The organism is Rahnella sp. RFA10(1/100) (assembly GCF_004195115.1).
GTDB lineage: Bacteria > Pseudomonadota > Gammaproteobacteria > Enterobacterales > Enterobacteriaceae > Rahnella > Rahnella perminowiae.
In genome coordinates this window covers 1,172,667-1,185,077 of sequence record NZ_SEWR01000001.1, presented here as the reverse complement: position 1 = coordinate 1,185,077, position 12,411 = coordinate 1,172,667, and the positions used below count along the sequence as shown (strand labels likewise).

Genomic DNA, 12,411 nt, shown 5'->3' with positions numbered 1-12,411 from the left:
GCAGGAGTACAGATGGTTTCACGACAGGCAATCTTACGGGTGGCGCGCCCGACGGATAATCTCGGGCAAATAACGCGTATGTATTCAGAAGGGCTGGGTTTCGACATCATTGGCAGTTTTTGCGATCATCAGGGGTTTGATGGTGTGCTGGTCGGGCATGCGCATCATCATTATCATCTCGAATTTACGCATCATCACGGTTCGTCCGTGGGGCGTGCGCCTACCGAAGACAATCTTCTGGTGTTCTATATTCCGGATAATCAGCAGTGGAGTATGCAGTGCGAGCGGATGCTACAGGCGGGTTTTATTGCCGTACCGTCGTTTAATCCCTACTGGGATGAATGCGGCAAAACCTTTGAGGACATTGACGGTTATCGGGTAGTACTGGCATTGCGTGACTGGACGGCATAGACACAAGAGTCCTTATAAACCAGAAAAATTCAATCATTTCTCTTCCTGCGACGCCTGTCAGGCTTTAGTCCGCCATGGCCTGTTTGGGCCGGCGTTGCAGACACCAGTACGAATATCCTGCATTAAATAATACGACCATCGCCGTGACAAAAAATACCGTCCGGAAGCCGTAGCTGGCTGAGACCGCGGCACCCAGTAGCGGACCGGTGACATTGCCGACATCACGGAATGACTGGTTGTAGCTAAATACCCGTCCTGCCACCTGATTCGTGCAGTTATAAATTAGCAGGGTCTGAACGGCTGGCAACAATGCACCATCGCAGGCACCCAACAGAAAACGCAAAATACCCAACTGCAATGGTGTTTGTACAAAGGCCATCGGAATCAATAACAGCACAGATAACGCCATCATCGCCACCAGGATCCGCTCGGGGCCTATCCGGTCACCGAGTTTGCCTAAACGCGGCGCACTCATCAGTGCGGCCACGCCCGGCACCGAAGCTATCATACCGCTGATAAACGCCAGGTTCTGGGTATTTCCCGCCAGTTCACGCACATACAACGTGAGTATGGGCGCAATAGAACCGGTTGCTACCTGAATAATCAGCGTCGTGACGAACAGACAGAGCACCAGTTTGGGGTTTTTCAGTGAAGCGAAAACCTGTTTACGGTTGAGCATATCTTTTTTGTTCACAGGGACAAATTGCTCACGGATGAAATACAGCGTCATCAGGAAGCAGAGAAACAGCACGGACGCTGTGATGAAGAAAACCGGCCGCAAACCGTAGCTGTCAGCGAGCAAGCCGCCGACCAGCGGACCAATCAGGGCGCCACTCACGGCACCGGTAGACAGCGTGCCGAGTGCCCAGCCGCTTTTATTGCGCGGAATTTGGGTGGCGATCAGCGCATTGGCATTAGGAACAAATCCGCCAAGCAAACCGAGTAATGCACGCAGAACCAGAAACTGCCAGATGTTTTGTGCAAATCCCATTAACGCCATGACAATCGCCATACCAAGTGCAGAGCGCAGCAGCATGATTTTTCGGCCTTTACGATCGGCGAGCCCACCCCAGAAAGGTGAGGCGATGGCGGAAAACAGGAAAGTGATACTAAACACCAGCCCGGACCACATATTCAGGGATTCATGACCGGTTACGCCGAGGGTTTCCACGTAAAGGGGCAGGAAAGGCATGATTAGACTGAATGCAGCACCGGTAAGGAAACAACCGATCCAGGCAACAAATAAATTTCGTTTCCAGTTAATGGGATCTGGGGCGATTTCAGGTTCAGAGGCCGAAGTCATATAGTACCGAATAAAGGGATCAGATTTGCTCTGGAATGAGAGAAAGAAACAAGACAGAGCACAAATAACAGTCAGTTGGCTTGATAATTATGCGCCTAATTATCATTCACTTCAATGATGTTAATGAACTGTAACAAGCCAAGTGAAATACAGGTTCAAAAAATTTGGCGGGATAAAGAAGAGCAATTCAGCGCGGTAAAAGTCAAAAAAAACGGTCAGCACCGAGGCTGACCGAGACAGACACAGAATTAAAAACAGACAATGAAAGACACAACTAAAACCAGATCTTAACGGAGGGCTTCGTTCTTCATAACAGAGTAACGGCCGCTACCCAGGAACATAATGGCCAGGCTACCGAAGAAATACAGAGCTTCACCTTCCAGTCCCCAGGCACCCACTTCGGTGACGGTGAAGAATTTGCCGCCAACAACCAGGAAAACGGCCACTAAGATATTGAATGCCAGAATCAGCGCGGCAGGGCGGGTGAATATACCCAGAATAATCAGCACCGGCGCGATCACTTCACCTATATAGGCACCGTAAGCAATAAAGCCAGGCAGGCCATCAGCTTGTAACATCTGTGCAATCCAGCCCACACCATTTTCCACTTTTGCCACACCGTGGAATAAAACTAAAATACCAAAAGTCAGACGCAACAAAAGCTTACCGAAATTCTGATGATCAACAGCACGGGTAAAGGCGGTGTTCAGTTTAGCCAACATAATGTGTTCCTTTTAAAGGTAACATGCCTGTTCAGAGGCGGGGGTCACGCGGCTCCAAAATAAGCGGAGTAATCACGTGGAGAAATGATGGGGAGAGTATTGGCCTAAACAGGATCGGATAAAATCTGATAAGTTTGAAGAAGTTTGTGAAAAAAATTGATGAAGCAAATCAAAAAACCGGACCAGCGACGGTGGCCGGACCGGTTTTGATTGATTAATCGCTAAGGGGTTTGTAGAGCGAAGGCTCACCCTGCGGGCGTGTTTTAAACCGACGATGCAGCCACATATACTGCTCCGGTGCCTGGCGGATCTCGTTTTCCACCACTTTGTTCATGTACGCTGCGGCAACCACTTCGTCATCCAGCGGGAAGTCAGCGACCTGAGGGTGAATAATCATCTCATAACCTTCACCTTTCGGCAGTCGTCGCGGAGTGAAGGGAATAATCGCCGGTTTGCCCATGCGTGCCAGCAGATATGTCCCGGTTGTGGTGGCGGCCTTATCTACCGCAAAAAAGGGCACAAATACGCTGGCTCGCGGACCGTAGTCATGATCCGGTGCGTACCAGATGATGTCGCCTTGCTTGAGGCTGCGGATCATCCCTTTGAGATCTTTGCGATCCAGCATCCCTTTGTTAGACCGCATACGGCCTTTGGTCTGGATCCAATCCATCAGCTTGTTATCGTGAGGACGATAAACGCCCACGCCGGGATTATGGATCCCAAAGATACGCGCACCCAGTTCCAGCGTCAGGAAATGCACACCGATTAGCAGAACCCCTTGTTTATTCTCTCTCGCATGCTGGATATGTTCCAGACCGCTGACTTTGAACCAGCGCTCTATGCGCCAGTCTGGCCAGAACCACGCCATGCCAGTTTCAAACAAGCCCATGCCGACGGACTCGAAGTTTTTCAGTATCATATCTTCGCGCTGTTCCGCACGCATGTCCGGGAAACATAATTCGAGATTACGCCGGGCGATTTTATAGCGACGTTTCAGGAAGCGCATTGAGAAGCGGCCCAGGCCGGTACCGATGCGGTAAATGACCGGGTAAGGCAGTAACACCAGCACATAAAGCAGTCCCAGACCCATCCAGGTGATCCAGTAGCGCGGGTGCAGTAACGAACGAGTAAAGGTTGGTACCTGAGTCATAGAATCTCTGCGTCAGTGAGTCGAAGTAGAAAGTTTATAAGCTCTGTCTAATGCAGCAGCCTGCCACAGAAACACGGACACATATTCATCCGGAATATGCGTTGTACGTTATTTTTTGCAGCAAAGTGGAATATTGTGGCATTTTTTCGGTGTGAGGTGAAAATCCACGGCACTAATACCTCATTTACTTATAGTTTGCGTGAATGTAAAACAAAAAGTACGCATTAATTTCCCGGCATATTCACTCACCATGATTCAAATATCAGTAGAGAATGCCTTTTTGTCAATGAAACGGGCGACACTACCGCCGCCCGGGATCACGTTTGCGAAATGCCGTTTCTGGCGAGTCCCGCGTTAATGTTAAGTCAGGCGATTATTTCGGCAGAAAAAGACCTTTGACGCTGTGAGGCTCGCTGCGCCAGTACTGTTTCGGCGCAGCCACTTTTTCCCCCAGTTTTGCCGCCGCATGCCAGGGCCAGCGCGGGTTGTACAAAATGCCGCGCGCCAGAGCAATCATGTCTGCCTGCCCGGTGCCGATAATCGCTTCGGCCTGTTCCGGTTCTGTGATCAGACCCACCGCAATCACCGGCATTTTTACATGGCGCTTAATGCTATCCGCGAAGGGGACCTGATAGTTCGGACCCACCGTGATTTTCTGCTGCGGGCTCAGGCCGCCGCTGGAGACGTGGATGTAGCTGCAACCCAGCTCGTCGAGCGCTTTGGCGAGTTCAACGGACTGCTCCAGATCCCAGCCCCCGTCTACCCAGTCGGTCGCAGAAATGCGTACGCCAATCGGTTTTTCTGCCGGGAATGCCGCACGGATTTCCGTGAAAATTTCCAAAAGCAGACGCATGCGGTTTTCCAGAGACCCGCCGTACTGATCGGTGCGCTGGTTTGAAAGCGGTGACAGGAACTGATGCAACAGGTAACCGTGCGCGCCGTGCAGCTCCAGCAGATCAAAGCCCAGGCGATCTGCGCGGCGAACCGTATCAACATAGGCTTTTTTCAGTTCTGCGATACGTTCCGTGGACATCGCGAGCGGGGCTTCGGTACCTTCCGCGAAGGCCAGCGGTGAGGGCGCAACCGTCTGCCAGCCGCCTGCGGAGGGAGGAATTTGTGCACCGCCATTCCAGGGGGCAGCGCACGAGGCTTTACGCCCGGCATGTCCGAGTTGCAGACCGAGTGGCATATCACTGTTTTCGCGTAACCCGGTCACTAAATCCTTCATGGCAGCTTCGGTTTCATCATCCCATAAGCCTAAGTCCTGGGCCGAAATGCGTCCGACGGCTTCAACAGCGGTCGCTTCAAGGATCAGTAAACCCGCGCCGGAAAAGGATAACTGCCCAAGATGCGCGTGATGCCAGGATGTGGCTTTCCCTTCGTCGGATGAATACTGGCACATTGGCGCGATCACGATGCGGTTAGCGAGGGTCAGCTTCCCTAAGGAAATCGGTTCAAAAAGCTTACTCATGTTTTATGCCCCTTAAAATTCAGCGTGGTGATGGACTACAAGGATAGATAACAACTAAGAGTAGGTTATCGCATTTCAAAAATGGGCAATGAACAGCAGGTGTTTTTTCTTCTGCCGAATTTTCAACGTAAGATGTCCTCGTTGTTGCTTTAATGTATAATCTTGCCGCTTCAAAAGTAGCTATTCGGTATTCAATAGTTAAATTTCCCTGAAAGACAGGAACGTACACCATGCCAGTGTTACATAACCGTATTTCTAATGAGGAACTCCGTGCGCGCATGTTGGCTGAAACTGAGCCCCGTACAACGGTTTCTTTTTATAAGTATTTCCAGCTTGAAGATCCAAAGGCCTTCCGTGACGCTCTGTATGTCAGCCTGACACGCCTTAACGTGTTTGGCCGTATTTACGTGGCAAAAGAAGGGATTAACGCGCAAATCAGCGTACCGCAGAGCCAGTTTGAAGCGTTTAAAACCGGGTTGTTTTCCAGCCATCCGGCGCTGGATCAGGTCCGGCTGAATGTTGCGCTGGAAGATGACGGTAAATCCTTCTGGGTGCTGCGTCTCAAAGTGCGTGACCGCATCGTAGCGGACGGGATTGATGATGATTCTTTCGATCCGTCAAACATAGGTGAGTACCTGAAAGCTGAACAGGTCAATGCCATGATTGACGATCCGGACACCTTGTTTGTCGATATGCGTAACCACTACGAATACGAGGTGGGGCATTTTGATAACGCGATTGAAGTCCCGTCTGACACTTTCCGCGATCAACTGCCCATGGCCGTTGATATGCTTAAAGAAGACAAAGATAAGAAAATTGTGATGTATTGCACCGGGGGCATCCGCTGTGAGAAAGCCAGTGCGTACATGCTGTACAAAGGTTTTAAGAATGTGTATCACGTGGAAGGCGGCATTATCGAATATGCTCGTCGTGCCAAAGAGAAGGGTTTACCTGTTAAATTCAAAGGCAAAAATTTTGTGTTTGATGAACGTATGGGTGAGCGTATTTCTGATGACGTGATTGCGCATTGTCATCAGTGCGGTACAGCCTGTGATAATCACACCAACTGTAAAAATGACGGCTGCCATCTGCTGTTTATTCAGTGTCCGACGTGTGCAGCGAAATTTGACGGATGTTGCAGCGAAATCTGTATGACAGAGCTGAAGCTACCGGTAGAAGAACAACGGGCTTTGCGCGCGGGCCGCGAGAATGGCATAAAAATTTTCAATAAATCCAAGGGATTATTGCAAACCACCATGCATATTCCGGCACCTGAAAACGACTGACCGGTGTCTATAAAAGGCCCTGAATGGCGGGAGCGATTCAGGGCCTTTACGTTGGCGGCAGGAATTATTTCTCCTGCACACCCTCGACAGAAATGATCAGCTCAACGTTCTGCGATGCCGGGCCCAGATCGGTCGTGATACCGTAATCCTTCAGTGCGAGGGTGCCTGCCGCTTCAAAGCCAGCACGGTAACCGCCCCACGGATCCTTGCCCTGACCGAGCAATTTCGCCTGTAATGTTAAAGGCTTGGTGACGCCGTTAAGCGTGAAATCGCCGGTCACTGACAGGTTTTCACCTTCTTTTGTCACTGACGTTGATTTGAACGTAGCCTGCGGATGTTTGCCAACATTCAGGAATTCAGCGCTGCGCAGATGTTTGTCACGCTCGGCATGATTCGTAAAGACGCTGGTGGTATTGATGGTGACATTGACTTTATCCGCAGCCGGATTTTTCTCATCAAAGGTGAATCCGCCATCGAAATCGTTAAAGCTGCCATACAGCCAGCTATAACCTAAATGCTTGATACGAAATTCAATAAACGCGTGCTGACCTTCTTTGTCGATCTTGTAGCTGGCTGCCGTTGCCGAACCCGCCGCCAGTAACAGCGAGGCCAGCGTTAAACCCAGAGTGGTCTTTTTCAACATGGTTATTCTCCGTTTATCCATAATGTGAACAACATAAGTAAAGAGCAGAACGTAAACCGGATCAGCGCCCCAGCATGCGCATCAGGGTGCTGTCGCGATCGATGAAATGATGTTTAAGTGCGGCAAGGGCGTGAAAACCTGAAATGATGACAATGCCCCACGCCATCCACAGATGCAGGGTGCCCGCAATATCAGCCTGTTGTTCCAGCCCAAACAACGTAGCAGGTACCTCAAACCAACCGAAGACGCTGACCGGCTGGCCTTCAGCCGTTGAAATCAGATAGCCGCTGATCAAAATGCCGAACAGGCCGGTGAACAACAGAACGTGAGCCAGCCAGGCGCCGATGCGTGTTTTCGCGCTGTAACTGTCCAGCGGTTTGGGTGGCGGAGAAATAAACCGCCAGGCGAGACGAAATACCATCGCAGCAAAAATCAGGATGCCGACACTTTTATGTATTTCTGGCGCACGGTGATACCAGGTATCGTAATAACCCAGTCCGACCATCCATAATCCCAGTGCAAATAAACCATAAACAGCCAGAGCGACGAGCCAATGAATTAACATGGAAATAGAACCAAAACGGACGGGGGTATTTTTCCAGTGCATAGGATGGCGTTCTCAGTAATAAGGTATTGCTGAAAATTAAACACTTAGAAACATCTTGGCAAACTATTATTTTCAAATGTTGCAATTAATTCAACTCATTCATTATTTTTGATGATTTTAAGGAGTTTTTGTTCAGTGGTTTTGTTATTTTTTGATGTAAACGAATTTTGGCATAGTTGATCCAGTACAGGAGATGCTTTGTAAGGATTTGTCACCAACCGTAAAGTTATTTCTATTTCTAAAAAACTGAGTAAAAATTATAATTCCGGCTGTGATTAATACGATGTGGTGTTTTTATTTCACCCGTTGCGCAGCAAAGAATAATGGATTTTTTATTCAGAATAAGAATCTAAATGGTGATTAAATAAAACGTAAAGAAGTTAAAGGTTCATTCACAAGCTGATCGAGATCAGCTTGTGATATCAGACAATATTTATAATCCTCAATAATTCTGATTAGGAATTTTTTTATAGATTATTATCTGATGTTGCCGGTGTGTGCATTTTCGCTGAATTAAAGGTGCCACGTCCGACATCACATGGAGAGTGACTTTATGTTTCCTGCAATGCGTCGTTTTATGGCAGTGCCTGTACTGCTGACCCTCTTATCATTCCCCCTGACCGGTGCGGCTGCGCAACTTCTGCCAGCGGTGACAACAGTGACAATTGCTACCCAACCTGATGGCGTCAGCCGCACATACCTGGGTCGCCTTGAAGCTGTTCAGGCCGTCAATGTGACCAGCCGTACCGAAGGCTTTATTGCCCGTCGTGCCTTTGAGGAAGGGCAGTTTGTGAATGCAGGCGACGTTTTGTATGAAATAGAACCCGCTTTGCATCAGGCGGCTGTCGCGCAGGCCAAAGCCCGGTTAGACAGTGCCAATGCCACCGCGCGTCATGCCCAGACCCATCTGAACCGTATACAGCGTCTCGGTGATGCGCGGACCGTCAGTCAGTCAGACGTTGATGCTGCGCTGGCCGCGCGTGATACTGCCCGTGCAGCCGTCACACAGGCGCAGGCAGCGCTGAAAACTCAGGAACTACAACTGAGCTACACCCGCATTACGGCCCCCATTTCAGGGCGTATCGGCGTAAGCCATTTTCATACCGGAAGCCTGGTGAATCCGGCCAGCGGTGTGCTCACGGAGATCGTGCAGCTTGATCCGGTGCGCGTAGTAATTTCAGTGAACGAACGTGATGTTCTCAGTGCCAGCCACAGCAGTGGCACGCTGCAGGACGCCTTCATGGCCGATAACATGATGCTTTCTCTGCGTTTATCTGACGGTTCGCCTTACATGAAAGCGCCGGTGCTGGAATCCATCGGTAACCGTATTGATGTGCAAACAGGCACTTTACCGGTCAGGCTGACCGTAGCAAATCCTGATCATCGTTTGCTGCCGGGGGGCACTGTGAATGTAGCGGCAAAGCCGCGTTCCGGACATTCACTGCCGGTATTACCTGCGCAGGCTGTGCAGCAAAATGCGACAGGGCATTTTGTTTTGCTGGTCAATGCCGGGCAGCGCGTAGAAGCGCGGCTGGTGAGGCTTGGCGCGCAGATCGGACACGGTTATTTCGTCATAGAGGGCTTGCAGGGCGGAGAAAAAGTCGTGACCGAAGGCCAGCAATGGATCCGACCAGGAATGGAAGTGAACGCACGGGCAACCGAAGCCCCGGATATGGCCGCGAAAAAACGTTAAGGAACAACGATGCTCCAGAAATTTATCAAAAGACCCCGTTTTGCAGTGGTTATTGCGCTGGTGACGGCGCTGATCGGTGCCGTCGCCCTGAAGGTTATCCCGGTTGAGCAATATCCGGATATTACGCCACCGGTGGTGTCAGTCAGTGCTATTTATCCCGGTGCGAGTGCACGGGACGTCGCGGAGTCTGTTGCTGCGCCGATCGAGGCACAGGTCAACGGTGTCAGTAACATGCTTTATATATCATCGAACAGCGGCAATAACGGCAGCTACACGCTGACTATTACCTTCGCCAGCGGTACTGATCCGGATACGGCAGCCGTCGAAGTACAAAATCGTATTTCACAGGTCAGCTCCCGTCTTCCGCCAGAAGTGCTGAATACGGGCGTATCGGTGCGCAAACAGGCTTCCAATATACTGATGGGTATCAGCCTCCTTTCACCGGAGAAAACCCATGACATGTTATTCATCAGCAACTTTGCCAGCATCCAGTTGCGTGATGCGCTGGCGCGTGTTGATGGCGTAGGTGATGTTCGGGTTTTTGGTTCGCGTGACTACAGCATGCGTATCTGGCTGGATCCGCGCAAAATGGAAGCGCTGGATGTCAGCAGTATGGAAATTAGCACCGCGATTAATAATCAGAATGTGCAGGCTGCGGCCGGGCAGATTGGCGCATCACCGAGCCCGTCAATGCAACAGCAAACCCTGACGATCAGCGGGGCAGGGCGTCTGAGTTCAGCGCAGGAGTTCGGCAATATTATTGTGCGTAAAAACGCGCATGGCGGTACGGTGCGTTTGCGCGATGTCGCCCGTATTGAGCTGGGTGCGCAGGATTATCAGGTGAATGCGACACTGAACCAGACACCGTCAGCTTTTCTCTCGGTATACCCCGCGCCGGGAGCGAATGCGCTGAGTGTGGCGGACGCGGTGCGTGAGGAAATGTCGCGTCAGGTGCGCAATTTCCCTGATGATCTGACTTATGAAATCAAATTCGACTCGACCCGTTTTGTCAGTGCTACGCTCGATGAAATTACCGTTTCACTGGTGCTGACCTTTATCGTCGTGCTGTCGGTTGTTTACCTGTTTCTGCAAAGTGCACGGGCGACATTTATCGTCGCACTGACCATTCCTGTTTCTTTGCTGGGCACCTTTGCCGTGCTTTATGCCTTTGGCTATTCCGCCAATACTCTCAGCTTGTTTGCCATTATTCTGGCGCTGACAGTCGTGGTCGATGATGCCATCGTGATGGTGGAAAACGTGGAGCGTCTGATGATGGAAGATCCGTCGCTCGGGCGTGTGGCTGCAACCCGTGAAGCCCTGAAGCAGATCGCCGGGCCGATCATCGCGACTACCGTGGTATTGCTGGCGGTGTTCGTTCCGATTGCCGTTCTGCCAGGGATTACCGGCGCACTGTATCGTCAGTTTGCTGTCACGCTGTCAGCAGCCGTCGTTTTATCGAGTATCAACGCGCTGACTCTGACCCCTGCGCTTTGTGCATCCCTGCTGAAACCGCGCCCGGACAAACCGGCACGTGTTTTTCGCGGGTTCAATCTCGGGTTGGAGCGCGTCCGTAACGTGTATGTGAAAGCTACACGGGGGATCAGCAAAAATGTGTTTACCAGCATTGTGACGGTTTGTCTGATCGGCGGAGCCAGCGTATGGGGCTACAGCAGTTTGCCAAAATCCTTTCTGCCAGATGAAGATCAGGGCTACTTCTTTGTGAATGTACAGTTACCTGATGGCGCATCATTAAACCGTACCGATGTTGTGCTTGAACAAATGCAGCAGATTATGCAGAAAGACCCGGCGGTCGAGGATGTGATCGCTATCAGTGGCTTCAGCCTGCTGAGCGGCGGGAGCTCGCCAAATGCCGCCTTTGGTATTGTATTGCTCAAGCCATGGGACGAGCGTAGCCGTGTGGATCAGGTGATCGGGCGGCTGCAACCGGCGATGGCCGGCATTCCTTCTGCGATAATTATGGCCATAAATCCGCCCGCGATTTCCGGATTAGGTACAGCATCAGGGCTGGATTTGCGTTTGCAGGCATTACAGGGGCAATCCCCGCAAGAACTGGCTGCCACAGGGCAGGCGCTGATCCAGGCCGCTAATCAGGATCCCAGCCTGAGCCGCGTATTTACCACCTTCAGTGCGTCCGTACCGGAAATTGCCCTGAGTGTGGACCGCGACCGTGCAGCGTTAATGCAGGTGCCGGTCAGCCGTATCTTCGGTACGTTACAGACGTCACTAGGCGGGGTTAACGTCAGCGATTTCATCATTAATAACCGTCTGTTTAATGTGCAGATGCAAAATGAAATGGAAGACCGCCAACGTGCAGACCAGATATCTGCACTGACGGTACGCAGCGACAACGGCTCACTGGTCAGCCTTGCGAAGATGGTTGAACTGACACCATCGTTGGGTGCGCCATTTATTACCCAATATAACCAGTTTCCTTCCCTGGCGATCAGCGGCTCGGCAGCACCCGGTATCAGCTCCGGTGAAGCTATGGCACAGATGGAACATATCCTGAACGGGACATTACCTGCGGGTTACGCTTATGAATGGACCGGCATGTCATTGCAGGAAATACAGGCTGGCGGCCAGGCCATTCTTATCTATGCGGCCGCATTGCTGTTTGCGTATTTGTTCCTGGTGGCGCAATACGAAAGCTGGAGCATCCCTCTTATTGTCATGATTTCCGTGATATTTGCGGTGTTTGGCGCAATCGCCGGCCTGCATGTAGCAGGACTAAGCAACGATGTCTACGCTCAGATCGGCATGGTCTTGCTCATAGGGCTCGCAGCGAAGAATGCCATTCTGATCGTTGAGTTCTCGAAAGCCAGAAGAGAAGAGGGGGCGTCGGTACATGACGCGGCTCAGGATGGGGCAAAACAGCGTTTCCGTGCGGTAATGATGACCGCAATCTCATTTATTCTTGGGGTGTTACCGCTGGTCATGGCATCCGGTGCCGGAGCCATGAGCCGCCATATCATCGGCGTAACGGTGTTCAGTGGGATGTTGTTATCCACGACGGCAGGGATCTTATTTATTCCGGCACTGTACGTACATATCCAGCGTCTGCGTGAGTGGGTGAAATCTCGCTAAAGGATCCGGCCAGTTTCAGG

10 protein-coding genes are annotated in these 12,411 nt (G+C 51.1%); 4 read left to right on the top strand and 6 right to left on the bottom strand.

Annotated features, from left to right (window positions below; all coding sequences use genetic code 11):
- The first annotated feature begins 12 nt into the window (after positions 1 to 12).
- Positions 13 to 411 (top strand): VOC family protein, encoded by a 399-nt coding sequence (locus ETV65_RS05330; protein ID WP_129951854.1) that lies wholly within the window; start codon positions 13 to 15, stop codon positions 409 to 411.
- 64 nt (positions 412 to 475) lie between these two features.
- Here ETV65_RS05330 and mdtG read toward each other — a convergent pair whose 3' ends face one another.
- From mdtG to ETV65_RS05310, 4 genes are all read right to left on the bottom strand, one after another.
- Entirely contained in the window at positions 476 to 1,714 is a 1,239-nt protein-coding gene (mdtG, locus tag ETV65_RS05325) for a multidrug efflux MFS transporter MdtG (protein ID WP_129951853.1), read from the bottom strand.
- Positions 1,715 to 2,001: 287 nt separating this feature from the next.
- On the bottom strand, positions 2,002 to 2,436 hold the full coding sequence (locus tag ETV65_RS05320; protein ID WP_129951852.1) for a DoxX family protein: 435 nt from the start codon (positions 2,434 to 2,436) through the stop codon (positions 2,002 to 2,004).
- A gap of 214 nt (positions 2,437 to 2,650) precedes the next feature.
- A complete protein-coding gene (locus ETV65_RS05315) occupies positions 2,651 to 3,586 on the bottom strand; it encodes a Kdo(2)-lipid IV(A) acyltransferase (protein WP_129951851.1) in 936 nt (311 codons plus the stop codon).
- A gap of 373 nt (positions 3,587 to 3,959) precedes the next feature.
- Positions 3,960 to 5,057: an NADH:flavin oxidoreductase/NADH oxidase gene (locus ETV65_RS05310; protein ID WP_129951850.1), complete on the bottom strand. Its 1,098-nt coding sequence runs from the start codon at positions 5,055 to 5,057 to the stop codon at positions 3,960 to 3,962.
- Between the two features lie 230 nt (positions 5,058 to 5,287).
- Between ETV65_RS05310 and ETV65_RS05305 the strand changes: the two genes are divergently transcribed.
- On the top strand, positions 5,288 to 6,343 hold the full coding sequence (locus ETV65_RS05305; protein WP_129951849.1) for a rhodanese-related sulfurtransferase: 1,056 nt from the start codon (positions 5,288 to 5,290) through the stop codon (positions 6,341 to 6,343).
- Between the two features lie 64 nt (positions 6,344 to 6,407).
- On the opposite strand, the gene ETV65_RS05300 is transcribed toward ETV65_RS05305, so the two are convergent.
- Both ETV65_RS05300 and ETV65_RS05295 read right to left on the bottom strand, forming a co-directional pair.
- Positions 6,408 to 6,983, bottom strand: coding sequence for a YceI family protein (locus tag ETV65_RS05300; RefSeq protein WP_129952140.1), 576 nt, complete (start codon positions 6,981 to 6,983; stop codon positions 6,408 to 6,410).
- Between the two features lie 64 nt (positions 6,984 to 7,047).
- Positions 7,048 to 7,593, bottom strand: coding sequence for a cytochrome b (locus ETV65_RS05295; RefSeq protein ID WP_129951848.1), 546 nt, complete (start codon positions 7,591 to 7,593; stop codon positions 7,048 to 7,050).
- A gap of 553 nt (positions 7,594 to 8,146) precedes the next feature.
- On the opposite strand from ETV65_RS05295, the gene ETV65_RS05290 reads away from it, so the two are divergent.
- Positions 8,147 to 9,286 (top strand): efflux RND transporter periplasmic adaptor subunit, encoded by a 1,140-nt coding sequence (locus ETV65_RS05290; RefSeq protein ID WP_129951847.1) that lies wholly within the window; start codon positions 8,147 to 8,149, stop codon positions 9,284 to 9,286.
- Positions 9,287 to 9,295: 9 nt separating this feature from the next.
- Entirely contained in the window at positions 9,296 to 12,391 is a 3,096-nt protein-coding gene (locus tag ETV65_RS05285; protein WP_129951846.1) for an efflux RND transporter permease subunit, read from the top strand.
- Positions 12,392 to 12,411: the final 20 nt, after the last annotated feature.

Excerpts from the sequence above, each read along its gene's own strand:
- ETV65_RS05295 (WP_129951848.1), bottom strand. The coding sequence starts at position 7,593 with ATGCACTGGAAAAATACCCCCGTCCGTTTTGGTTCTATTTCCATGTTA.
- ETV65_RS05290 (WP_129951847.1), top strand. The coding sequence starts at position 8,147 with ATGTTTCCTGCAATGCGTCGTTTTATGGCAGTGCCTGTACTGCTGACC.
- ETV65_RS05320 (WP_129951852.1), bottom strand. The coding sequence starts at position 2,436 with ATGTTGGCTAAACTGAACACCGCCTTTACCCGTGCTGTTGATCATCAG.
- ETV65_RS05310 (WP_129951850.1), bottom strand. The coding sequence starts at position 5,057 with ATGAGTAAGCTTTTTGAACCGATTTCCTTAGGGAAGCTGACCCTCGCT.
- ETV65_RS05330 (WP_129951854.1), top strand. The coding sequence starts at position 13 with ATGGTTTCACGACAGGCAATCTTACGGGTGGCGCGCCCGACGGATAAT.
- ETV65_RS05285 (WP_129951846.1), top strand. The coding sequence starts at position 9,296 with ATGCTCCAGAAATTTATCAAAAGACCCCGTTTTGCAGTGGTTATTGCG.
- mdtG (WP_129951853.1), bottom strand. The coding sequence starts at position 1,714 with ATGACTTCGGCCTCTGAACCTGAAATCGCCCCAGATCCCATTAACTGG.
- ETV65_RS05305 (WP_129951849.1), top strand. The coding sequence starts at position 5,288 with ATGCCAGTGTTACATAACCGTATTTCTAATGAGGAACTCCGTGCGCGC.
- ETV65_RS05315 (WP_129951851.1), bottom strand. The coding sequence starts at position 3,586 with ATGACTCAGGTACCAACCTTTACTCGTTCGTTACTGCACCCGCGCTAC.